The organism is Nocardia sp. NPDC004722 (assembly GCF_053601505.1).
Genome location: NZ_JBSGBY010000051.1, coordinates 1 through 22,612, shown reverse-complemented (window position 1 = coordinate 22,612; position 22,612 = coordinate 1). Strand labels below are relative to the sequence as shown.

Here is a 22,612-nt window from a genome sequence, read left to right as displayed (position 1 = left end):
GACCCCGACCACACCATGGCCCGGTTGCTGGAAACCGGATTGGTGTTCGGGATGCCCGCCGCGAAGTTGGCCCGGCTCACACAGACCGGCCGCGACTCCCGCAGCGTCGGCACCTGCCGGACCACCGAGTAGCGCCGCGCCGCGATCTCCCGCCACTGCGTGAACCGCTCGAACACCTCGGCCACCGCCTCGCACACGGCATCCCACGGATCCCCCTGCGCCGCATCCAGAAACGCCCGCGCCTGCGCCAGCTGCGACTCGTGATCGGCGAAGACCACATCCTCCTTGGACCGGAACTGCCGGAAGAAGGTGCGCCGCGAGATCCCCGCCGCCTCCGCGATCTCATCGACCGTCGTTGCCTCATAACCCTTTTCGGCGAACAGCCGTAGAGCCTGATCCACCACGGTCAGACGGCGTTCGGTCGAATCCACGTCGGCGCGCGGCCGCGCGGGCTGGTCACTGGGCATCCGCCAACGGTATCGCTACGCTCGGGCCACGATGAGCAGTGAGTACGAAGAAGTCCCCGGCACCGATGCCACCCCGAGCGGATTCCACTGGAGCCTCTGCTGGCCGCCCGCCGAACCCTCCGGCCCGGGCGGGGTGATCTTCGCGATCCTGTTCACCGCGGCTTTCGCGGGCATGACGCTGCTGTCCATTTCCGCGCACTCCGATGGCGGGCCCGCGGGGATGATCGTGCTCTTCGGGTCGTTCGCCGTCCTGATTCCGGGGGCCATGGCTCTCACTCGGATCTTCGGACTCGACGTGAGCAAGGTCGAGCACATCGTCGGCGGGGTGGCGGTGTTGCGCGTGCCGTGGCGGCAGTCGTCGCTGCTCGTGGCGGGACCGATGCTGTTGGGGAGCGGCATCGGGGTGCTGATGATCGGCCTCGAGGTGCACGCCCTGGTCTTCACCATTTTCGGCGGTGCGCTGGCCGCGTTCGCCGTGGCCGTCGGTCTGGGCAATCTCGCCAATCGCCGGCCGATCTTCCTCACCAACGAGCGTCTGGCATGCGGTGATTCGTGGTCTGTCGATTGGCAGGACATCAGGGTGCTGCGCGCGAAGACCACCGCGGGCCGATCCCCCAGGCCCTATGTCAGCTTCCGCCGCGCGGACCCGAGCACCTTCTCGGGTGCGAGCGACAAGCGCAGCACGATCATGCCCAATGTCTGGAGTCTCGACCCCAATGGCTTGATCTCGCTCATCGACTTCATGGTCGAGAACCCCACGGCCCGTGCGGAGGTCACCCCGGCGCAGTTCGAGGCGATGCTCGCCGGACCGCCTCGCCCCTCCGGCAAGTGGTGGGACTAGCCCATCAGCTTGTTGCGGAGAGCTTCGTCCTTCTCCAGCACCATCTGCTCCAGCCCCGCCTGGAAACGCTCCATGCGGGAACGCAATTCGGGGTCGGTGGAGGCGAGGATGCGGACGGCGAGCAGGCCCGCGTTGCGAGCGCCACCGATCGAGACGGTGGCCACCGGGACGCCGGCGGGCATCTGGACGATCGAGAGCAGCGAGTCCATGCCGTCGAGGTACTTCAGCGGGACGGGGACGCCGATGACCGGGAGCGGGGTGGCGGAGGCGACCATGCCGGGCAGGTGGGCCGCGCCGCCCGCGCCCGCGATGATCACCTTGATGCCGCGGGCGGCGGCGTTCTTCGCGTAGTCGAGCATGCGCTGCGGGGTGCGGTGCGCGGAGACCACGCCGACCTCGAAGCGAATGCCGAACTCGGCCAGGGCTTCCGCGGCCGCCTCCATGGTGGGCCAGTCGGAGTCCGAGCCCATGATGAGGCCGACCTGGGCAGTTTCAGTCATGGTGCGGATCCCATCCGTCGGTCCAAATGGCGTGCGACATCCAATGCGCCGCGCGCTCGGCCTTTTCGCGGGTCTCGGCGGCGTCGTCGCCGAGGATGTTGATGTGCCCGATCTTGCGGTCGGGGCGCTCACCCTTGCCGTACAGGTGCACCTTGGCCTCGGGGATGCGGGCCGAAAGGTGGTGCAGCCGTTCGTCCATGGACATCTCGGGGGCTTCGGGCGCACCCAGGATATTGGCCATCACGGTGACGGGGGCCAGCGGCTTGGTGCTGCCCAGCGGATAGTCGAGCACGGCCCGCAGATGCTGTTCGAACTGGCCGGTGCACGCGCCGTCCATGCCCCAGTGGCCGGAGTTGTGCGGGCGCATGGCGAGTTCGTTGACCAGCAGCTCGCCGGAGTGGGTCTCGAACAGCTCCACGGCCATCGCGCCGGTGACACCGAGTTCGGCGGCCAGCCGCAGCGCCAGCGCCTCGGCCTCGGTGGCCTTGTCGGCGCTGAGCTGCTGCGCGGGCGCGATGACGACCGCGCACTGGCCGTTGCGCTGCACGGTCTCGACCACCGGCCACGCCGCGGCCTGACCGAACGGGGACCGCGCCACCATGGCCGACAGCTCCCGCTTCAGGTCCACCTTGGTCTCGGCCATGAGCGAGACGCCGTGCGCCAGCTGGTCTTCGATGATCGTGGCGGCCTCGGCGGCATCGGCGGGCATCCAGACGCCGCGGCCGTCGTAGCCGCCGCGCACCGCCTTCAGCACGAACGGCCAGCCGTTCGCCTCGGCGAAGTCCACCGCGTCCGCGACCGAGGTGACCTCGGTGTAAGCCGGGATCGGCACGCCCAGCTCGGCGAGCTTGCGCCGCATCCGCAGCTTGTCCTGGGCGAAGATGAGCGCCCGCGGCGGCGGCTGCACGTTCACGCCCTCGGCGATCAGCGCCTCGAGGTGCGCGGTCGGCACATGCTCGTGATCGAAGGTCAGGGCGTGCGAACCCACCGCGGCCTTGCGCAGCGCGGCCAGATCGTCGTGACTGCCCAGCACCACCTCGGGCGTCACCTGGGCGGCGGGATCATCGGGGCGCTCGGCGAGCACCCGCAGCCGCTGGCCCAGCGCGATGGCCGCCTGATGGGTCATGCGCGCGAGCTGGCCACCGCCGATCATGGTGACGGTCGGCATCGCGGCGGAATCGAAGGAACGGGCGCTCACGCTGGACAATGTTGTCATGGCACCCGTCGGCCACCGACCGGCGGGTCGCATGACAGGTATCCACCGGGTCCGCAACCGCAATGAGCCCCCATTTGTACCGGGGGTACACGGTCCGGATCGGAGACGTAGACTCGGTCCGTGTCATTTGTCGACGAAGTGGTCAATCGCCTGCCCGCACCGGCGCGGGCCCTCGCGGACCGCCATTACGAACTGCTGAAGTTCGCGATTGTCGGTGCGACCACGTTCGTCATCGACCTGGGCATTTTCTACGTCCTCAAATGGACGATCATGGACACCAAGCCGACCGTGGCCCGCATCATGTCGGGCACCATCGCGGTTATCGTGTCCTACATCCTCAACCGGGAATGGACCTTCGACAAGCGCGGCGGTCGCGAGAAGCACCACGAAGCGCTGCTGTTCTTCCTGGTCAGCGGCATCGGTGTCGGCCTGGCCGCGCTGCCGCTGTGGGTGTCGAGCTACGTGTTCGACCTGCGCCAGCCCAATGTGAGTTTCACCGTCGAGAACATCGCCGACTTCGTCAGCGCCTTCATCATCGGCAATCTGCTGCAAATGGCATTCCGCTTCTACTCCATGAAGAAGTGGGTGTTCCCGGATGAAATGCAGGAACTGCAGGACGAATTCGAGGATCTCGTCACCGAGAACGAAGAGCAGCTCGGTCACAGCTGAGCGTGACCCGCAGGCGCACACCGCCTTCCGGGCTTTCCTCGATGGTCGCGGCACCACCGTGTAAGCGGGCCTGCTGGGCGACCAGTGCCAAACCCAGACCGCTGCCGGGGGTACTGCTGGCGCGGTAGAAGCGCTCGAAGACGCGCTCCCGCTCCGCCTCGTCGATCCCGATACCGTTGTCGTCGATGGTCAGCACGACCTGGTCTCCCGCACTCCGCGTGGCGATTTCGATCCGATCCGCCTGCCCGTGCCGCACCGCGTTGGTGATCGCGTTCTCCACCACCGACCGCAATCCCGCCGCCAGGCCGCGCACCCGCACCGGCTCGGCCTCCACCGCGATCATCGTCACACCCGGATGCGTCCGGCGGGCATCATCCACCACCTGATCGATGAGCTGCCCCAGATCCAGATCCTCCCAATCGGATTCGGTGGTCAGATCCCCGACCGCCAGCCGTTCCAGCGCGTACAGCGTGGTCTCCAGCGCACTCTGGGTGGTGAGGATCTCATCGACGATCTCGGCACGCTCGACCTCGGACAGCGGCATCGACCGCAGCACCTGAAGGTCAGTGCGCATGGCGGTCAATGGAGTTCGCATCTCGTGGGCGGCCGTGGCGGCGAAATCCCGTGCCGTGACCAGGGCTTCGTCGGTATGCCTTCGCTCGGTGGCGATCCGGCCGAGCATGGTGTTCATGGCCTCGGCCAAATCGGTCGTCTCGCTGGCCACCGGGTGCCGCGGCGTCTCCAACTCGAGGCTCTCCCCCAGTCCGGCGGTCGCCGCGGTCAGCCGCCGCAACGGCACCACCGCGCGGTGTGCGAAGAACCAGCCCAGCACCGCCGCCAGCGCCACCGCCGCCAGCCCGATCAGCAGGATTCGAAGCCGCTGCCGCGTAGCCGAATCCGAGACCACCTCGCCGGGCACGGACACCGCGACCGGGTCACCGTTCAACACCACTGTGCGCGTATAACCGAGCTCCGCGCCGTCCGGGTCCAGCTGCCGGATGATCACCCCCGGGGACGGGGCCACCGGCGATTGCGCCGGGTCCGCCGGGGCGATCGCCACCGGCGAGGGCAGGGCCGGTACCGCCGGATGCGCGCCGCCGGGGACGGGCTGCGCGGGTGAGGTCGGAGCGGGTGTGGCCGGGGTGAGCGCGATCGCACTGATCACCCGTCCCGCCTGGCTCGCCGCATCGTTCGACGCGGTGGCGAACAACGCCACCGACATGGCCGAAACCACGACCGCCGCCGTCGCCGCGCTGGCCAACGCGACCCGTGCGCGCAGGGATATCGGCCGTCGCGGCAGGAATTTCACGGCTCGATCCGGAGCACGAAGCCGACACCACGGACGGTGTGGATGAGGCGCGGGGTGCCGGTGTCCTCGAGTTTGCGGCGCAGATAGGAGACGAACACGTCGACCACCTTGGTTTGGGTTTCGAAGTCGTAGCCCCAGACCCGGTCGAGCAGTTGGGCTCTGGAGAAGACCTGGCCGGGCGCGGAGGCCAGCGCGGCGAGCAGGTCGAATTCGCGTTTGGTGAGGTCGAGGGGGATGCCGTCGAGGGAAGCGCGGCGTGCGCCGGGCCGGACCAGCAGCGGGCCCACGGTGATGCGGTCGTCGTCGACGTGAGCGGGTGCGGGGGCGCGGCGCAGCATGGCGCGCAGCCGGGCCACCAGCTCACCCAGGTCGAAGGGTTTGGTCAGGTAGTCGTCGGCCCCGGCCTCGAGGGCGTCGATGCGGTCGGTGACCTCCGCGCGGGCGCTCAGCACGCAGATCGGGATGTCGTTGCCCAGCGAGCGCAGGGCCGTGACCACCTGCACGCCGTCCAGATTCGGCATGTTGAGGTCCAGCACCATGGCCTGCGGGGCGTCGGTGCCGATATGGCGGAGCGCGGCGGCCCCGTCCGCCGCGGTCTCGACCTCGAAACCGGACATCCGAAGCCCCCGCGCGACCGACGTCAGCACCCTGACGTCGTCGTCCACCACCAGAATCCTGGGAGCCGTCACAGGCTCAGACGATACTGACGCGACCTGAGGACGATCCTCAGCGAGTCGGGGCCACGATGATGGTGTGCGACGGGTCGCCGTAGCCGCCGCGATCGTCCTGAATGATGACGTGCTGGCCGGGCTGTGCGGGTTGGGCGGGCTGCAACGGGATCGCGGGGATCGCATTGCCGGGCAGGCCGGGTTGTGCGGGCACCACGGTCACGTTGCCCTGATCGTCACGGGTCACCAGCACGCCCGGGTCCGGGGCCACCGCCGGGCCCGAGCTGCCGGTATTCGCCAGGGACGCAATCGAATCCGGGGTCGCGGCATTGGCGGTGGCCGGGATGATCAGCACACTCAGCGCGGCGGTTCCCAGGAGACCGGCGGCGACGGTACGGCGGACGGTGGACTTCTGCATGACATCTCCTACACATCGGTTTCGGTTGACGAGACCCGAAGGTAGAAAGCGACTTATCAGCGCCCACTAACGAACAGTTAGAGAATTGATAGAAGTGGGGGCAAGGCCCCCACACCCCCAAGACAGGGTTGCGGGGGCCTTGCCCCCGGACCCCCATTCGATCAGCGCGGCTCGGTGCCGACGGCGATCGGGCGGGACGCGACGCCGGAGGAGCCCAGGAAGACGGCGAACAGGGCGGGGCGGCGGCGCTGGAGTTCAAGGCGGCCGCCGTCCGCTTCGATCAACGCGCGGGCCAGCGCCAGACCGACGCCGGTGGATCCGGCCGCGGAGAAGCCGCGGTCGAAGATGTGCGGCGCCAACTCATCTCGGACGCCGTCGCCCTCGTCGGCGACCTCGACCACCACCAGTGGCTCGCGGTCGTCCATGCGGCCCGCGACCGTGCGCACCGATACCGTGCAGGTGCCCGCGCCGTGCATGAGCGCGTTGTCGACCAGCACCGCCAGCGCCTCGCGCAGACGCGAACCCGTCACGGGCGCTTTGAGTGTCGGGTCGCCGAGCAGCACCAGTTTGCGGCCCGCCTCGGCGAAGGGATGCCGCCATTCCGCGACGACACTGCGCAATTCGGCGACCACCGGGACCGGATCTCGCTCGGCCGCGCCCTCGTCGCGGGAGGCGCGCACCAGTTCGTCGATGGCGTCGGTGAGCCGATCTACCTGTGCCATGGCCTCTTCCGCCTCGTGCACCACCTCCGGATCGGAGTGCGTGGACAACTCGTCCAGGCGCAGGCGCACCGCCGTCAAACGGCTGCGCAGCTGGTGGGAGACATCGGCGACCAGCGCGTGCTCGCGCTGTAGTCGGCCCGCGATTTCCACTGTGGCCGAATCCAACACGTCCGAGACGCGGTCCAGTTCGGTGATGCCGTGGCGGCGCGGATCGGCCCGGAAGTCGCCCATGGCCAGCCGGGCCGCGCGGGCGGCCACATCCCGCAGCGGATCGGCCACCCGCCGCGCGGTCACCACCGCCACCGCGATGCCCGCGCCCAGCGAGATCAGCACCAGGCCCAGCACCGCGCCCAGCGCCTGCTGTTGCATGGAATGCATTGGCGCGGAGGGCACTTCCAGCCGCAGCGAACCGTCGGTGCCCATCGACCACGACTCCGAGAGCGGATCGGCGACGCTGTCCGCGCCCATGTCGATGCGCTTGTTCTGCTCGGTCGGCGTCGGATAGATGATGGTCAGCTTGCCGTTGGCCGGGATCAGCAGGCGCACCGCCTTGAGATCCAGGTCGCCGTGCACCACGCCGTCGCGCTCCTGCCGGGTCACCTCCTCGGAGATGCCGTTGAGCCGGTTGCGCAGTTCGTTGCGATTGATGTCCTCGACCCACTGCCAGGCCGTGAAGGCCAGCGGCACACCGAGAATCAGGGTGGTGAGGGTCAACGCGGCCACCATGGACAGCAGGATCCTGCGTCTCATCGTCGAGATGCCTCGCTTCGCCGAGCCTTCGGGGTCGGGGGTTTGACGCGCACGGAAGAGCACAACTGATCGGTTCAAGCGCTGAGCTAGTCGGTATTGAAGCGGAAGCCTACGCCGCGGACCGTCACGATGCGGCGCTCCGCCACCGGGCCCTCGTCACCGATCTTGCGGCGCAGCCACGACATGTGCATGTCCAGCGTCTTGGAGCCGCGCAGGTCGGCGTCACCCCACACCTCGCGTAGGATGGTCTCGCGCGAGACCACCTGCCCGGCCCGGTCGATGAGCACCTTGAGCAGTTCGTACTCCTTGTTGGCCAGGTTGACCTCGACGCCGTTCACCAGCACCCGGCGCGCGGCGGGCTCCAGCCGGATGCCGCCCACCTCGACCGCCTCGTCGCCGATTCCGCTGCGGCGCAACAGCGCCCGCACCCGGGCCAGCAGTTCGGCGAGCCGGAAGGGCTTGCCCACATAGTCGTCGGCGCCGGCGTCCAGGCCGACCACGAAATCCACCTCGTCGGTGCGCGCGGTCAGCATGAGCACGGCCAGATCCGCGCCGCGGGCCCGCACCTGGCGGCACACCTCCAGGCCGTCCATGCCGGGCAGCCCGAGATCCAGGATGAGTAGATCGTGACCACCCTCCAGGGCCCGTTCGAGCACGGCCGGGCCGTAGCTCTCCACGGTCACCGAATAGCCCTCACGGCCCAGGGCGCGCGACAACGGCGCGGCAATGGCCTCGTCGTCTTCGGCCAGCAGTACTGCGGTCACGGAACAAGACTACGGGTATGCCCCGGCGGAACCGTAGAAGCCGCCGCCGTTCGGATTGTTCTGCACCACATCGAAGACCTGGTGATACAGCAATGCGTGCACGGCCTGCACGTGCGGGATGTCGTCGTACTCCAGCGGATCCTCCGACGACGACCCGATGATGAGCGTTCCGGTGCCCAGCATTCGGTCGAAAAGGCCATAGCGGAACTGCACATTCGAGATCCGGTTCATCGGGATATCGATGCCGGTGTGGGTGAGCACGCCGTGCCGGATCAGCACGCGGCGATCGGTCACGATGAAATGCGTCGACTTCCAGCGGATCAGTGGAGCGAGACTGCGCCACAGCACGATAACCGCCCACACCGCGAGAATGCCCAGGAGCAAACCGGTCTGGAGGGTGCCCTCGGTATTGCGCGCGCTCACGCCCGCACCGAATCCGGCCAATGCGGTGATCAGGATGAAAGTCACAGCGGGCCAGAACAACATCTTCCAATGCGGATGACGATGCAGCAGCAGCACCTCATCAGGCGCCAGTGCTTCCTCCGGATAACCCATACCGCAAACCCTATCGCGCGTATGTGTCGGAACGCCTCACACGCGACTGCGGCAAGGGGCACAATCGTGCGGTTGCCGATCGCGTATCGGCGGTCGCGAGCCGACCTACTTCGAGTTGTACCAAGCCAAGACGCAGGACCATTCAGGCTCTACCCGTGTGCAGGACACAGGAGGCGTGTGTGACCCGAGAGTTGACGCAGTATCAGATTCTCCGCGAGCTCGAACCGGTGGCCGAGGCCAACCTCAACCGGCATCTGTCGATGGCCAAGGAATGGCACCCGCACGATTACGTGCCGTGGGACCAGGGCCGGAACTTCGCGGCGATGGGCGGCGAGGACTGGGACCCCTCGCAGTCGAAGCTCAGTGAGGTCGCCAAGATCGCGATGGTCACCAATCTGCTCACCGAGGACAATCTGCCCTCCTATCACCGGGAGATCGCCGAGAACTTCTCCCAGGACGGCGCGTGGGGCACCTGGGTGGGCCGCTGGACGGCCGAGGAGAACCGGCACGGCATCGTGATTCGCGATTATCTGGTGGTGACGCGGGGTGTGGATCCGGTCGCGCTGGAACAGGCGCGCATGATTCACATGACCAATGGCGTGCAGTCCCCGGCCGATTGGGGCGGCTTTCTGGAAAATGTCGCCTATGTGACGTTCCAGGAATTGGCGACCCGGGTCTCGCACCGCAATACCGGCCGGGTCTGCGACGACCCCATCGCCGACCGCATGTTGCAACGCATCGCCGCCGACGAGAACCTGCACATGATCTTCTATCGCACCCTCTGCGGCGCGGGCCTGGACCTGGCGCCCGACCAGGCCATCGAGGCGATCACCAAGGTGCTCACCCATTTCGTCATGCCCGGCCACGGCATGCCCAACTTCCGGCGCAACGGCGTCATGATGGCCAAGCACGGCATCTACGACCTGCGCCAACATATGGAAGAAGTCGTCGCACCGGTGCTGAAGAATTGGAATATCTTCGAGCGCAACGACTTCGGGCCACGCGGCGAGAAAGCCCGCGAGGAATTGGCCCGGTACATGGACCGGCTCGCCGAGGACGTGGCCAAGTTCGAAGAACAGCGCGATCGCATGCTCGCCCGCGAAGCCGCCCGCCAGGTCGCCCGGGGCGAATTGCAAACGGTCTGAAACAGCAGGTGAGTTGTGTACGTCTGAAATAAATTCGGTTCGCTATCGTGTCCCCCAGAACGACGAGAGGAAATCCGTTGGGGGATGGCTATCTGGGCCGATACCGCCTCGACGAACTGCTAGGCAGCGGCGGCTCGTCGGAGGTGTGGCGGGCGCACGACACCGTGGCCGACCGGACCGTCGCGCTCAAGGTGCTCGCGCCCGTGCTCACCACCGACCCCGAATACCGGCGGCGCTTCGAACGGGAGGCCCGGGCCGCCGCCCTGCTGCACGGGCCGCACATCATGGCGGTACACGCCCACGGCGAACTCGAGGGGCGGCTGTTCATCGATTCGGAATTCGTCGACGGCCTCGATGTCGAGGCCATGCTCGAATGGGAAGGTCCGATGGCCCCCGCCGCGGCCGTCGACCTCATCACCCAGATCGCCGGTGCGCTCGACGAGGCCCACGCCGCCGGGCTCATCCACCGGGACGTCAAGCCGCAGAACATCATCGTCGCCCCCGACGATGTCGCCTACCTCATCGACTTCGGCACCGCCCAGCAGGACGGCCAGCGCGCCATCACGCAGACCGGCATGCTCGTCGGCACGCCCGCCTACATGGCTCCCGAACGCTTCGAGGGCACCGCGACACCCCGCTCCGATATCTACGCGCTGGCCTGCGTGCTGTTCGAATGCCTCACCGGTAGTAGGCCGTTCCCGATGCGCAACCCGGCCCAGCTCATGCGCGCCCACCTCGACCGCACGGCCCCGGCCCCGTCCACCCTGATCCCCACCATCCCCGCGGCCCTGGATCGGGTCATCGCCCGCGGCCTGGCCAAGAATCCGGCCGAACGCCACTCCAGCGCAGGCGAATTCGCGGCCGACGCCCGGGCCGCCCTGACGGAGCCCGGCACCGGCGAGAATCCGGGTACGCCCGAAAGCCTCGGCACGACAACGCTTCCCGACGGCGGCACCACGGTCGTCATCCCCGCCCCGAACCGCCACCGGCCCAGCCCTTCGGTTTCCGCGCCGGATGCGCGCACGGTCGCCATGGCCGCGATCACCGGTCGCGACGATGTGCCGACCGGCAAGCCGTGGACCCGCCGAGGCGTGCTCACCACGGCGAGCCTCGCGGTCGCGGCGGTCGCGGTCGCGATGCTGGCGGCCTGGCTCACCGGATATGCCGCCGAACCCTCCGCCGGGCATGCGGACAGACCGGTCGCTCCGAGTGCGACGATGGCTGTCCCCGCGTCGATTCCGCCGACCGGTCAGCCCCCGACCGAGCCCACCGCCGTCGACGCTCCGACCACAGCGGACGCGCCCGTCATCACCGACGCGCCCTCGTGGACCGAACCCGCGCAGCCCGCCGGGCCACCGCGGCCGGGCCCGGGCAAGCACCCCAAGAACCCCGGCGGCCCGAACGACGAACGCCACGGCGAGCGTCCGGGGCGGGCCCGGGGGAACAACTGATCGGCCGTCAGTACTCGGCGCGCAGGTGGGTGACGTCACCCGCGGAGACGGCGCGATCACCGATGAGCAGCCGACCGTGGTCGTCGACACCGGTGGCGACGCCGGTGATCACCTCGCCGCCGGGCAACTCGGCCCGGACCTCACTGCCGATGGTGGAACAACGCTCCCGGTAGGCGGCCGAAAGCTCGGTGATATCCCAGTTCGCGGCCTCCCAGGCGATGAAACGGCGGGCGAACTGCCGCAGCATCGCGGTCGCCACGGCCGTGCGATCCGGATCCTCGACACCCGCCAGCACCAGCGACGTGGCATGCGGCACCGGCAGTTCCGCCTCGGTGAGGCTCACGTTCAACCCGACACCCACCACCACCGCGGGATCGACTCCGACGGACGCGATCTCGGCGAGGATGCCCGCCAGCTTGCGCCCGTCGACCAGAACATCATTGGGCCACTTGAGGATCGCCTTCACCCCCGTGACGGCCCGCACCGCGTCCACCACCGCGACACCGGTCAGCAGCGGCAGCCAGCCCAGCACCGCCGGATCGATCCCGCGCACCCGCACCAGCAGCGACATGGCGATCTGCGCCCGCGGCGGGGAGACCCAGCGCCGGTCGTGCCGCCCGCGCCCGCGCTCCTGCGACTCCGCGATCAGCGCCAGTCGATCGGCACTCGAATCCGCGGCCCGGGCAACCAGATCCGCGTTGGTGGACCCGGTCGACTCCACCACCTCGACGGCCGAGAAGAACCCCAGCTCCCCGTCCACACTGCGGGCCAGCAAGTCAGCATCCAGCGGCGACCTCTCCATGACAGGCACGCTACTACCCACCGACCACGCGAAAGGGGCGGGTCCCGTAGGACCCGCCCCGGTGCGCGGGCCGCGTCCCCCGACGCGGCCCGCCGTTCAGCAGCCCGCGCCGGCGAGAGCCATGCCCGCGAGGGGCATTCGCGCATACGCGGGAACGGAAATACCCGCCATCGCCCCGTCGAGTTCGGCGAGACCGCCGCCGTCACGCGGGGTGCGCCCGCCATCGGTGCCGGACGCGTCGTTGTCGTCCCCGGTCTCGCGGAAATCGGGATCGGTCACTGTCGGCTCCGGATCGCGGAATCGCCAGTCGGTGAACGACGCCGCTGTCGCCCGATCGGATACGTGTCTACTCCAGCTGAACATGACGGCCTCCCCTGGTCGTCGATTTCTGATGCGACTCCAGGGTCTCTCACGACTGGGGGCAGGCACGACCCATTTTCGTCACACGAAACGCATGACAACTGGTAGAGGGCATCTTTCGAGGGATGCGGCATAATCCGGACCGGACGGGAAGACGCGGTCCGCGGCCGAATTCAGGCGTCGATCGGTTCCAAGCCGAGGGCTCCCGCGGTGAAACGGCGCACCGTCACCAGACTCTCGTCGAGGGCCTCGGCGTAGCCGTCGCGCGCCCAGCCGGTGACGGTCGCGGTGCCGTCGGTGTGGGGCCGGACGCCGATCTCGGCGACCATCTCCGCGGTGGTGGGGACGCACACCGCCCACGAGAAATGGCTCTCCTGCGCCCATTCGGCGGTGCGCCGGGCCACGTAGTCGGGATCGGTGATGCCGCCGTCGGCGAGGGCCGGGCGATCGTCGATGCGCTCGTCGGCGCGCAGCGCACGCAGATACCAACTGCCCGCATTGATCTCGATGGGTTCCATCAGTCCTCCGATCCCCGCTCCAGGCGGCGCTGCCGCTTGCCGTCGCGCCGGTCACCCCGAGCGCGCCGCCGCGAATTGTCGCGGCTGCCGAACAGTGCCGCGCCGGCCAGCGGAATCAACAGGAACACCCACCACTGGTGGGTCACGATCGCGATGATCACGCACAGAATGCTGACCACCGGCATCACCCGCTCCGGCCACTGCGAACCGAAACCCGAACGACGCGGCGCGGCAACGGCGTTGCCCGCCACCGGTTCCGGCAGATCACCGAACACCGGCTCCAGATCCCCGCGGGTCAGCGCGGCCGCGATCTTCCCGCTGCGCTCGTCGAACTCGGCCACGGTCAACCGCCCGGCCGCGAAATGATCCGATAGCCGCTTCATCGCATCCTCACGCTCGGCGGTACCGATACGAATCTCGGGAGGTTCAGCCATGACTCGACCTTATCGCGCCAGGTCGGACCCCGCGCCGCCACCGATGCGACGGCCCGCTCGGGCTACGCCCGAGAAGGGGAGAGTAGGGGGCTGCGCCCCCAAACCCCCCACCTGAAACACGCGTGGCCGCTCACCCGAGGTGAGCGGCCACGCGGATTAGCTTGTGCTGCTTACTTGATCTCGGCCAGGACGGTGCCCTGGGTGATGGCCGCACCGGCCTCCACCGAGAGACCCGTGATCACACCGGCCTTGTGGGCGGTGACCGGGTTCTCCATCTTCATGGCCTCGAGCACCACGACCAGGTCGCCCGCCTCGACGGTCTGGCCCTCTTCGACGGCCACCTTCACGACGGTGCCCTGCATCGGGGCGGTCACGGCGTCACCGGAGGCGGCACCGGCGCCCGCGCCGCCACGCTTGCGCGGCTTCGGCTTCTTGCGGACGACACCGTTGCCCGCGGGGGCAGCGCCCGAACCCACCGAGAACTGGCCCGGCAGCGACACTTCCAGGCGACGGCCGCCGACCTCGACGACCACCTTCTGACGCGGGGCCTCGTCCTCGTCCTCGATCGGCACCGCACCCTGGTACGGCTCGATGGTGTTGTCCCACTCGTTCTCGATCCACTTGGTGTAGACGTCGAACTTGGTGCCGTCACCGATGAACGCCGGGTTCTCGACGATGTGGCGGTGGAACGGGATGACGGTGGCCAGGCCCTCGATCTCGTACTCGGCCAGCGCGCGAGCGGCACGCTGCAGCGCCTGCTCGCGGGTCTCACCGGTGACGATCAGCTTGGCCAGCATGGAGTCGAACTGACCGCCGATGACCGAACCCGCGACCACACCGGAGTCCACGCGCACGCCGGGGCCCGCAGGCTCCTTGTACACGACGACCGGGCCGGGAGCCGGGAGGAAGCCGCGGCCGGCATCCTCACCGTTGATGCGGAACTCGAAGGAGTGCCCGCGCGGCGTCGGGTCCTCGGTGATCGAGAGCTCGTGGCCCTCGGCGATGCGGAACTGCTGGCGCACCAGGTCGATTCCGGCGGTCTCCTCGGTGACCGGGTGCTCGACCTGCAGACGGGTGTTCACCTCGAGGAACGAGACGGTCTCACCCTGCACCAGGTACTCCACGGTACCCGCGCCGTAGTAGCCCGCCTCACGGCAGATGGCCTTGGCCGACGCGTGGATCTTGCCGCGCACCTCGTCCGACAGGAACGGCGCGGGAGCCTCCTCGACCAGCTTCTGGAAGCGACGCTGCAGCGAGCAGTCACGGGTGCCCGCGACCACGACATTGCCGTGCTTGTCGGCGATGACCTGCGCCTCGACGTGGCGGGCCTTGTCCAGGTACTGCTCCACGAAGCACTCACCACGACCGAAGGCGGCGATCGCCTCACGGGTCGCGGACTCGAACAGCTCCGGGATCTCCTCGATGGTGTGCGCGACCTTCATGCCGCGACCGCCACCACCGAAGGCGGCCTTGATGGCCACCGGAACGCCGTACTCCTTGGCGAACGCGACGACCTCGTCGGCGTTCTTGACCGGGTCCTTGGTGCCCGCGGCCATGGGCGCCTGCGCGCGCTCGGCGATGTGGCGGGCGGTGACCTTGTCACCCAGGTCCCGGATCGACTGCGGCGACGGCCCGATCCAGATCAGGTTCGCGTCGATCACGGCCTGCGCGAAATCGGCGTTCTCCGAGAGGAAGCCGTAGCCGGGGTGGATCGCGTCCGCGCCGGCCTTGGCGGCGGCGTCGAGGATCTTGTCGAAGACCAGGTACGACTCGGCCGAAGTCTGGCCACCCAGCGCGAACGCCTCATCGGCGAGCTTCACGAACGGCGCATCGGCGTCCGGCTCGGCGTACACGGCGACGCTGGCGATCCCGGCGTCCTTGGCAGCCCGGATCACGCGCACGGCGATCTCGCCTCGATTGGCTACGAGGACCTTCGTGATCTGCGCGTTGGCATGGTTGGGCACTGAGCCTCCTGTGCTCTGGATACTTTCGTCAGTCGGGATTGTAGGCATCGTGCCAACAATCACCACAAGGGGATAGGGCTACTGAACAGTAGGCCCGAAGAGTGAGCAATGCGACTCTCGAATCCACTTTTCTAGAACCTGTTCTACCAGATTCCCGTCGAACCCTTCCCCGATGAATCACTGGGAGGGGCCTCGAGCGTTACGAGCTTGCCACGTTCACCGGAACCGCGCCGGGTTCTTGCCCGATCACGATAGGCGCGCCGACCGCGTTCGCCCATTCGGTCCACGAACCGTCATAGTTGCGGACCCCGTGCACGCCCAGCAGATAGGTCAGCACGAACCAGGTGAGGGCCGAGCGTTCGCCGATGCGGGAGTAGACCAGCGGCGCGAGAGCGTCCACCACGCCGCCGTAGATGACGTCGAGCTCGGCGCGCGGACGGAAGCGCGCGTCCGCCCCGACCGAGGAGGTCCACGGGATATTGACCGCGGTGGGAATGTGCCCGGCGCGCAACGCCTGCTCCTCCGGGCGGTCCAGCACCACCAATTCGCCGGTGTACTCGTCGAACACGCGCGAGTCGATGAGCGCGCCGCCCAGGTGCAGCACCACGTCCTGCCGGAACGCGCGGGAGGTCTTGTCGTCGCGGTCGATGACCGGGTACTCGCCGAGCCCGGCCGAGGGCACCTCGAAGGTGGTGTCGCGGGCCTCGGAGATCCAGGCGTCGCGGCCGCCGTCCAGCAGGCGCACGTCCTCATGTCCGAAGAGGGAGAACACCCACAGGGTGGCGGCCGCGGTGCCGTTGGACTTGTCGCCGTAGATGACGACGGTGTCGTCGCGCTCGATGCCCTTGAGCCGCATAAGGTTGGCGAAGGCCGCGCCGTCGATGACATCGCGGGTACGAGGATCGATCAGTTCCGAACGCCAGTCGATCTTGATGGCACCCGGGACATGTCCGATGTCGTATAGCAATATGTCCTCGTTGGACTCGATGATCTTGAGTCCCGGCGTGCCGATGTTTGCCGACAGCCACTCTGTGGTTACTAGTCGGTGAGGATGTGCGTAGGAGCCGAATGAGTGATGCGGATCCGGAGCGACGGGCACGTTGTGGTCCTTCACGCGTGGTGGGTTAGGTATTGGCGGTTCGAATCTCAACACCGATCGTAGGCAAGGTGTGGTTGCGAAACTCGTTTCAGATCACGAATCGGATGATTGGGCGAATTAAGCGCAGCTTCATCCGATAAAGTCTCTCGAGAGGAGGGGTGAGCTATGTCCGATTCTTGGCCGCGACGGCGACTGCTTGCGATCCTACGTGGCGCCAGCGAGCCTCTCGATGCCCAGGAACTGGCGCGCGTCACCGGACAACATGTGACAACGGTTCGTTTCCATTTGGATGTCCTCACCCGGGAATCGCTGGTCCGCCAATTCCAGCAGCCGCCACGCGGTCGCGGCCGCCCCCGTATCGGCTATACCGCCGTGCAGCGATCGGTCGGTTATCAGGAATTGGCGCAGGTGCTCGCCGACCAGCTGGGCAGCGATCCGCGCCGCCGCTCCGACGCCGCCATCTCGGCCGGGCGCGCCTGGGGCTCGAAACTCGAAGCGGTGGACCAGCCCATCGAATCGCTCGAGGACGCCAAGGACCTCACCGTCACGCTGATGTCGGAACTCGGCTTCGCCCCCGAACGCGACCACGCCAGCGAGACCGAAGAGTCGGCCCTGATCCGCATGACCGCCTGCCCGCTGCGCGAATTGGCCCGCACCCACTCCGAGGTGGTGTGCGGCGTGCATCTGGGTCTCATGCGAGAGGTGCTGGACCGCAACGGCGGTCGCGAGGCCGTTAACGTCCGCCTGCACCCGTTCGTGGAACCCGAACTGTGCGTGGCGCGATTGGAACTGCTGCACGGACGGCCCGGCGAGGCCGCGCGCGAAGAGGAGCAGCCCGCCGACACCGGCGAGCCCCGATTAGCGCCGTCCCCCGGCCGTGTCGCACCGCAGTTGCGCACCACGACCGAACCGCAGTTGCGCGCGACCACCGAACCGCAGTTACGCGCGGTCCCCGACCCACAGCTGCGCAACGCCGACGCCCACCTCGGCAAGCAGTCGACGAACCAGCGGTAGCCCGATCCCGATCACGCTCGACGGATCACCGTCGATGCGATCCACGAACCAGCCGCCCAGACCGTCCAGGGTGAAGGACCCGGCCACCTGCAAAGGCTCCCCCGTCGCGATATAGGCGTCGAGTTCGTCCGGTTCGGGCTTGGCGAAATGCACTGTGGTGGAACTGCAGTCGGTGGCCTCGGCGGTGATCTCGCCGCCGCGCAGCCGCAGCACGCTGTGCCCGGTGAGCAGATCCGCGCTGCGCCCGGCCATCTCGGCCCAGCGGGCGCGCGCCACGTCCGGGGTCAGCGGCTTGCCCTGCAGCACGCCGTCCACGAGCAGCATCGAATCGCAGCCGACCACAACGGAATCGGCGAAGGCCGGATCGGCAGCCAGGTGCCCGGCGACTTCCCGGGCCTTGGCGCGCGCCAGCTCGATGACCACCCGGTCCGGTGGGGTGCCCGGCGGCAGGGCCGCGGCGACCGCGTCCTCGTCGACATGGGACACCCGCACGACCGGCTCGACGCCTGCGTTGCGCAGGACGCCGAGCCGGGCGGGAGATTGTGAAGCCAGTACGAAGACTGTCACAGGCCGTCAGTCGCGCAGGTGCGAGAGCGCCGGGAACGCGTAGGGAGAGAAGGGCGAAGAGCCGCGGTGCGACAGGGTCGGGCGACCCCAGTTGTCGGCCGGGCCGTTATCGGCCGCTGCGGCAGCGCCGTTGGCCGACGCGGCGGCGAACACGGCGATCAGGGCGGCGAGTTCGAGATCGGTCGGGTTGCCCTTCAGCACCCGGACGACCGGCTCGGCACTCGACGGTTCGACCTCGGCGACGGCTTTCTCGACGGCGTCCGCCAGTTCATCGACACCGGCTAGATCCAGTTCGGCGGCGCGCAGTACTTCTTCATCGGCCATGGTCGTCACAGCGCCAGTCCTCCTGTCCGTGTGCCGCAGGGTGTGCGGCTCGCTTGTGGCCCGAGTGTGTTTCGGTGGACCGCAAACGGTATTCGATACAACCCTCGTGAAGGAGGGTCATTCCAAAACATCATTGCTCGGATGAGGCGATCGTGCGCGGTACGAGTCATCGTCCTGATGCCCAGTGTGCGCCCCATACCGCGCATATCGCATCTTCAGAGCGGAATGTTGCCGTGCTTCTTCGGCGGCAGCGAAACCATCTTGCGTTCCAGCAGCCGCAGCGCCGAGACGATCTGACCGCGGGTGTGCGACGGCGGGATGACCGCGTCCACGTACCCGCGCTCGGCCGCCACGTACGGGTTGACGAGGGTGTCCTCGTACTCGTTCTGCAGCTCGAGGCGCAGGGCATCGACATCGTTGCCCTCGGCCGCGGCGGTCTGCAGCTGCTTGCGGTAGACGAAACCGACCGCCCCGGACGCACCCATGACCGCGATCTGAGCGGTCGGCCACGCCAGGTTCACATCCGCGCCCATGTGCTTGGAACCCATGACGTCGTACGCGCCGCCGTAGGCCTTGCGGGTGATGATTGTGATCTTGCCCACAGTGGCCTCACCGTAGGCGTAGAGCAGCTTCGCGCCGCGGCGAATGATGCCGTTGTACTCCTGGCCGGTACCGGGCAGGAAGCCCGGAACATCCACCAGGGTGATGATCGGGACGTTGAAGGCGTCGCAGGTGCGCACGAAACGCGCGGCCTTCTCGGAGGCGTCGATGTCCAGGCAGCCCGCGAACTGCGAGGGCTGGTTGGCCACGAAACCCACACTGCGACCGTCGATCCGGGCGAAGCCGACGATCACGTTCATCGCGCGCTCGGCCTGGACCTCGAGGAACTCCTCGTCGTCCACCAGGCGCTTGATGACCTCGTGCATGTCGTAGGGCTGGTTCGGGGAGTCCGGGACGATGGTGTCCAGCTCGAGGTCGGCCTCGGTGAGGTTCTCCTCGATGGCGCCCGCGGCGGCGGTGGCCGGGAAGCGCGGGGCCTCGGCGCGGTTGTTGCTGGGCAGGTAGCTCAGCAGATCGCGCACGTAGTCGAGGGCGTCCTGCTCGCCGGAGGCGACGTAGTGGGCGACACCGGACTTCACCATGTGGGTGTGGGCGCCGCCCAGCTCCTCCATGGTGACCTCTTCACCGGTGACGGTCTTGATCACGTCCGGACCGGTGACGAACATCTGCGAGGTCTGGTCGACCATGACCACGAAGTCGGTCAGCGCGGGCGAGTAGACGTGACCACCCGCGGCCGGGCCCATGATCAGCGAGATCTGCGGGATCACGCCGGAAGCCTGGATGTTGCGGTGGAAGATCTCGCCGTAGAGGCCCAGGGAGACAACGCCTTCCTGGATGCGCGCGCCCGCGCCCTCGTTGATGCCGACCAGCGGGCGACCGGTCTTGAGCGCCAGGTCCATGACCTTGACGATCTTCTCGCCGTACACCTCGCCGAGCGAGCCACCGAAGACGGTGACGTCCTGGGAGAAGATGCAGACGTCGCGGCCGTCGATGGTGCCGTAGCCGGTGACCACGCCGTCGCCCAGCGGACGCTGGTTCTCCAGGCCGAAGTTCACGCTGCGGTGCCGGGCCAGGGCGTCGAGCTCGACGAAGGAACCCTCGTCCAGCAGGGCGAGGATGCGCTCACGCGCGGTCATCTTGCCCTTGGCGTGGACCTTGTCGACCGCGGCCTCACCCATCGGGTGCTTGGCCTCTTCCAGCCGATTGCGCAGGTCAGCCAGCTTGCCGGCGGTGGTGTGGATATCGGGGGCACCCGCCGAACCCGGCGAAGGCTGCTGCTGGACACTCGTCATGACGGGGAGTGTAACCAGTACCAGAGGCCCTATGTAATCCCAGTGGGGCTACTCATGAGTACGGTTATTGACTACCCGCCAGTAGAAACCCGCAGGTAGATCGATATATTCGGGTTCGAGCGCGGCCCAACCCGAACGTTGTTCAATGGTGGAATCCCCCAGTCATCCGAACGAGGTTTTGGGCAGGTCCACACTCGCCGGTTTCCGCCGCGAGAACGCCCGGTCAGCGCATGACTCCGGTGTGTCCGGTCGAGTAGCGGCCGGGCTGCGGCCAGATGGTGAGACCGTGCGCGCCGCGGCCCACGGGAATGCGTGCGAGCAGCGTCCAATCGACGATGTCGATGGCGTAGACCTCGCTGTGATTGCGGCCCGACACCCAGAAGACGCGGCCGTCGGCCGAGAGATTTCCCATATCCGGACTGCCGCCGCCCGGGATGTGCCACTTGTTGACGAGTTGGCCCGCCGCGAAGTCCCACACCGAGATGCTGCCTTCGCCGCGATTGGTGATGAGCATCTGCTTGGAGTCACGGGTGACGTAGAGGCCGTGGGTGCCGCCGCCGGTCTCGAGGAAGCCGGTGTTGTCGAAGGTCTTGGCGTCGAAGACGTAGACGCCGCCCGCCATCATGTCGGCCACGTAGAAGGTGCGGCCGTCTGGCGAGAGCTTCACGTCCTGCGGCATTCCGCCGCTCCCGCCGGGCAGATCGATCATGCGCAGCAACGACATTGCGGCGATGTCGATCACCGCCATGCGGCCGCTGAACTCGCAGCTGACCAGGGCGGCGCGGCCGTCGGCGGTGAAATCCATGTGATTGACGCCGGGGCAGTCGGGGACCGCGATGTCGTGCAGCTTCTGCCAGCTGTGCGGGTCGTAGAAGTCCAGGGACCGGTCGGCCTCGGCGACGACGAGGGCGTATTTGCCGTCCGGGGTGAAGTACATGTTGTACGGGTCGCGCACGGGGATGGGGTCGCCGGGTTTGCCGGTGCGCGGGTCGATGGGCAGCAGGCTGCCGCTGCCGATGGGGAGATCGTTGTTGGCGTAGAGCATCTGCAGGTCGTAGGACGGCACGACGTGCTGCGGTTCCCGGCCCCCGGCCGGGTAGGTGTCGATGACCTGGAAGCTGTCCGGGTCGATGACGGTGATGGTGTCGGATTCGCTGTTGGGGACGTAGACGCGGGTGGGCTGGTCGGCCACGGCGGGGCTGAGCGTTCGGGTGGCGGCGTAGACGTCGACAGGTGAGAGCGGCGGCGGCATGCCTGGTAGCAGGTTCGGCGCGACCACCGCGGCGGGTTCCACCCCCGAGGGTTCCGGCGACGGGGTGGACGAGTGTTGCACGGGCCCGGTTTCAGAGCTCGAGCAACCGGCCAGCATCGCTATCGAGAGGATCAGACCCAGACGTGCACGGCGCGCGATCACAGGGCGCACCGTGGCATGACGGCATTGCGGTGAGCTGACATGATGTCGAATAGTAGGCGGCGACATGGAGTTTCACGGCGCGTTGACGGAGTGTCTCACCGCGCCACGCGCTTCGGTCATTAGCCATGATTAGGGAATTGCGGGCAACCCGGACCATTTCGGCCCGGGCTGCGGCTCAACCCAATACGCGCTCGAGGGCGTCGACAGCCTCGTCCAGTTCCGCCCTGGTTACCGTCAGCGGCGGGCGGAAGCGGATCCCCCGCTCCCCCGTGCCGAGGATCAGTACGTGCTCCTCCTCGCGCAGCCGGTTCACCACCTCGTTGCGCCGCTCCGGCGTCGACAGGGTGATCGCGCACATCAGTCCGCGACCGCGGGGATCGGTGACTTCCGCATGCGCAGTGGACAATTCGGTCAAACGCCCGAGCAGGTGCGGGCCCAGTTCGGCCGCGCGGGCCACCAGGTCCTCGTGCTCCATCACCTCGAAGACGCGCCGCGCCCGGACCATATCGGCGAGATTGCCGCCCCAGGTGGAGTTCAGCCGCGAGCTGACGTGGAAGACATTGTCGGGCACCTCGTCGATCCGGCCGCCCGCCATGATCCCGCAGACCTGGGTCTTCTTGCCGAAGGCGACCACATCGGGTTCCAGGCCGAGCTGCTGGTAGGCCCACATGCTGCCGGTCATGCCGACCCCGGTTTGCACCTCGTCGAGGATGAACAGGGCGTCATGCTCGTGGCGCTCGGTTCCGGTCGGCCGTAGCTCCATCCGGCGAACGCATTGATGTCGAGTT

The 22,612-nt window shown here is 67.9% G+C and carries 25 protein-coding genes; 5 read left to right on the top strand and 20 right to left on the bottom strand.

All coding sequences use genetic code 11. The features are described from left to right. On the bottom strand, positions 1-467 hold a 467-nt coding region (locus tag ACWELQ_RS08460), incomplete at its 3' end, for a TetR family transcriptional regulator (RefSeq protein ID WP_452396378.1). Between the two features lie 31 nt (positions 468-498). Here ACWELQ_RS08460 and ACWELQ_RS08455 point away from each other — a divergent pair. Continuing rightward, positions 499-1,308, top strand: coding sequence for a hypothetical protein (locus tag ACWELQ_RS08455; protein ID WP_452396377.1), 810 nt, complete (start codon positions 499-501; stop codon positions 1,306-1,308). On the opposite strand, the gene purE is transcribed toward ACWELQ_RS08455, so the two are convergent. Further along, positions 1,305-1,808 carry a 5-(carboxyamino)imidazole ribonucleotide mutase gene (gene purE, locus ACWELQ_RS08450; RefSeq protein ID WP_452396376.1) on the bottom strand — a complete coding sequence of 168 codons (504 nt, stop codon included), beginning with the start codon at positions 1,806-1,808 and terminating at the stop codon, positions 1,305-1,307. The genes ACWELQ_RS08455 and purE overlap by 4 nt on opposite strands. After that, entirely contained in the window at positions 1,801-3,024 is a 1,224-nt protein-coding gene (locus ACWELQ_RS08445) for a 5-(carboxyamino)imidazole ribonucleotide synthase (protein ID WP_452396375.1), read from the bottom strand. Before ACWELQ_RS08445 ends, purE begins: the two co-directional genes overlap by 8 nt. A gap of 120 nt (positions 3,025-3,144) precedes the next feature. On the opposite strand from ACWELQ_RS08445, the gene ACWELQ_RS08440 reads away from it, so the two are divergent. Then, on the top strand, positions 3,145-3,693 hold the full coding sequence (locus tag ACWELQ_RS08440; protein ID WP_452396374.1) for a GtrA family protein: 549 nt from the start codon (positions 3,145-3,147) through the stop codon (positions 3,691-3,693). On the opposite strand, the gene ACWELQ_RS08435 is transcribed toward ACWELQ_RS08440, so the two are convergent. From ACWELQ_RS08435 to ACWELQ_RS08410, 6 genes are all read right to left on the bottom strand, one after another. Continuing rightward, positions 3,659-5,002: an ATP-binding protein gene (locus tag ACWELQ_RS08435; protein ID WP_452396373.1), complete on the bottom strand. Its 1,344-nt coding sequence runs from the start codon at positions 5,000-5,002 to the stop codon at positions 3,659-3,661. The genes ACWELQ_RS08440 and ACWELQ_RS08435 overlap by 35 nt on opposite strands. Then, positions 4,999-5,691 (bottom strand): response regulator transcription factor, encoded by a 693-nt coding sequence (locus tag ACWELQ_RS08430; protein ID WP_452396372.1) that lies wholly within the window; start codon positions 5,689-5,691, stop codon positions 4,999-5,001. Before ACWELQ_RS08430 ends, ACWELQ_RS08435 begins: the two co-directional genes overlap by 4 nt. 37 nt (positions 5,692-5,728) lie before the next feature. Further along, positions 5,729-6,088 carry a hypothetical protein gene (locus ACWELQ_RS08425; protein ID WP_452396371.1) on the bottom strand — a complete coding sequence of 120 codons (360 nt, stop codon included), beginning with the start codon at positions 6,086-6,088 and terminating at the stop codon, positions 5,729-5,731. 161 nt (positions 6,089-6,249) lie between these two features. Next, positions 6,250-7,560, bottom strand: a complete 1,311-nt coding sequence (locus tag ACWELQ_RS08420; protein ID WP_452396370.1) for a sensor histidine kinase — start codon at positions 7,558-7,560, stop codon at positions 6,250-6,252. 86 nt (positions 7,561-7,646) lie between these two features. Next, positions 7,647-8,324 (bottom strand): response regulator transcription factor, encoded by a 678-nt coding sequence (locus ACWELQ_RS08415; protein ID WP_364697701.1) that lies wholly within the window; start codon positions 8,322-8,324, stop codon positions 7,647-7,649. Positions 8,325-8,333: 9 nt separating this feature from the next. Beyond that, on the bottom strand, positions 8,334-8,879 hold the full coding sequence (locus tag ACWELQ_RS08410) for a PH domain-containing protein (protein WP_452396369.1): 546 nt from the start codon (positions 8,877-8,879) through the stop codon (positions 8,334-8,336). Positions 8,880-9,058: 179 nt separating this feature from the next. On the opposite strand from ACWELQ_RS08410, the gene ACWELQ_RS08405 reads away from it, so the two are divergent. Next, positions 9,059-10,024: an acyl-ACP desaturase gene (locus tag ACWELQ_RS08405; RefSeq protein ID WP_452396368.1), complete on the top strand. Its 966-nt coding sequence runs from the start codon at positions 9,059-9,061 to the stop codon at positions 10,022-10,024. Between the two features lie 77 nt (positions 10,025-10,101). Next, complete coding sequence (locus ACWELQ_RS08400) at positions 10,102-11,475, top strand: protein kinase domain-containing protein (RefSeq protein WP_452396367.1); 1,374 nt, start codon at positions 10,102-10,104, stop codon at positions 11,473-11,475. Between the two features lie 7 nt (positions 11,476-11,482). Here ACWELQ_RS08400 and ACWELQ_RS08395 read toward each other — a convergent pair whose 3' ends face one another. From ACWELQ_RS08395 to ACWELQ_RS08370, 6 genes are all read right to left on the bottom strand, one after another. Beyond that, the gene (locus ACWELQ_RS08395; protein WP_452396366.1) at positions 11,483-12,277 is read right to left on the bottom strand and encodes a biotin--[acetyl-CoA-carboxylase] ligase; all 795 of its coding nucleotides are present in this window, start codon (positions 12,275-12,277) and stop codon (positions 11,483-11,485) included. Positions 12,278-12,373: 96 nt separating this feature from the next. Then, entirely contained in the window at positions 12,374-12,556 is a 183-nt protein-coding gene (locus tag ACWELQ_RS08390) for a hypothetical protein (protein ID WP_452396365.1), read from the bottom strand. Positions 12,557-12,810: 254 nt separating this feature from the next. Next, the gene (locus tag ACWELQ_RS08385; RefSeq protein WP_452396364.1) at positions 12,811-13,155 is read right to left on the bottom strand and encodes a hypothetical protein; all 345 of its coding nucleotides are present in this window, start codon (positions 13,153-13,155) and stop codon (positions 12,811-12,813) included. Beyond that, positions 13,155-13,589 carry a DUF1707 SHOCT-like domain-containing protein gene (locus ACWELQ_RS08380; RefSeq protein WP_452396363.1) on the bottom strand — a complete coding sequence of 145 codons (435 nt, stop codon included), beginning with the start codon at positions 13,587-13,589 and terminating at the stop codon, positions 13,155-13,157. The genes ACWELQ_RS08385 and ACWELQ_RS08380 overlap by 1 nt, the downstream gene beginning before the upstream one ends. A 170-nt stretch (positions 13,590-13,759) precedes the next feature. Next, positions 13,760-15,553, bottom strand: a complete 1,794-nt coding sequence (locus ACWELQ_RS08375) for an ATP-binding protein (protein ID WP_452396362.1) — start codon at positions 15,551-15,553, stop codon at positions 13,760-13,762. 199 nt (positions 15,554-15,752) lie between these two features. After that, on the bottom strand, positions 15,753-16,652 hold the full coding sequence (locus ACWELQ_RS08370; protein WP_452396361.1) for a sulfurtransferase: 900 nt from the start codon (positions 16,650-16,652) through the stop codon (positions 15,753-15,755). Positions 16,653-16,916: 264 nt separating this feature from the next. Here ACWELQ_RS08370 and ACWELQ_RS08365 point away from each other — a divergent pair, with 264 nt between their 5' ends. Then, positions 16,917-17,666 (top strand): helix-turn-helix transcriptional regulator, encoded by a 750-nt coding sequence (locus ACWELQ_RS08365; RefSeq protein ID WP_452396360.1) that lies wholly within the window; start codon positions 16,917-16,919, stop codon positions 17,664-17,666. Here ACWELQ_RS08365 and ACWELQ_RS08360 read toward each other — a convergent pair. From ACWELQ_RS08360 to ACWELQ_RS08340, 5 genes are all read right to left on the bottom strand, one after another. After that, positions 17,592-18,233 (bottom strand): Maf family protein, encoded by a 642-nt coding sequence (locus ACWELQ_RS08360; RefSeq protein ID WP_452396359.1) that lies wholly within the window; start codon positions 18,231-18,233, stop codon positions 17,592-17,594. The genes ACWELQ_RS08365 and ACWELQ_RS08360 overlap by 75 nt on opposite strands. A 6-nt stretch (positions 18,234-18,239) precedes the next feature. Continuing rightward, positions 18,240-18,557, bottom strand: coding sequence for an acyl-CoA carboxylase subunit epsilon (locus ACWELQ_RS08355; RefSeq protein WP_452396379.1), 318 nt, complete (start codon positions 18,555-18,557; stop codon positions 18,240-18,242). Positions 18,558-18,772: 215 nt separating this feature from the next. Continuing rightward, positions 18,773-20,410, bottom strand: a complete 1,638-nt coding sequence (locus ACWELQ_RS08350; protein ID WP_379394913.1) for an acyl-CoA carboxylase subunit beta — start codon at positions 20,408-20,410, stop codon at positions 18,773-18,775. A gap of 223 nt (positions 20,411-20,633) precedes the next feature. Further along, positions 20,634-21,743, bottom strand: a complete 1,110-nt coding sequence (locus tag ACWELQ_RS08345) for a YVTN family beta-propeller repeat protein (RefSeq protein WP_452396358.1) — start codon at positions 21,741-21,743, stop codon at positions 20,634-20,636. 256 nt (positions 21,744-21,999) lie between these two features. Continuing rightward, positions 22,000-22,612, bottom strand: a 613-nt coding sequence (locus tag ACWELQ_RS08340; RefSeq protein WP_452396357.1) for an aminotransferase class III-fold pyridoxal phosphate-dependent enzyme, incomplete at its 5' end; no start/stop codon positions are given.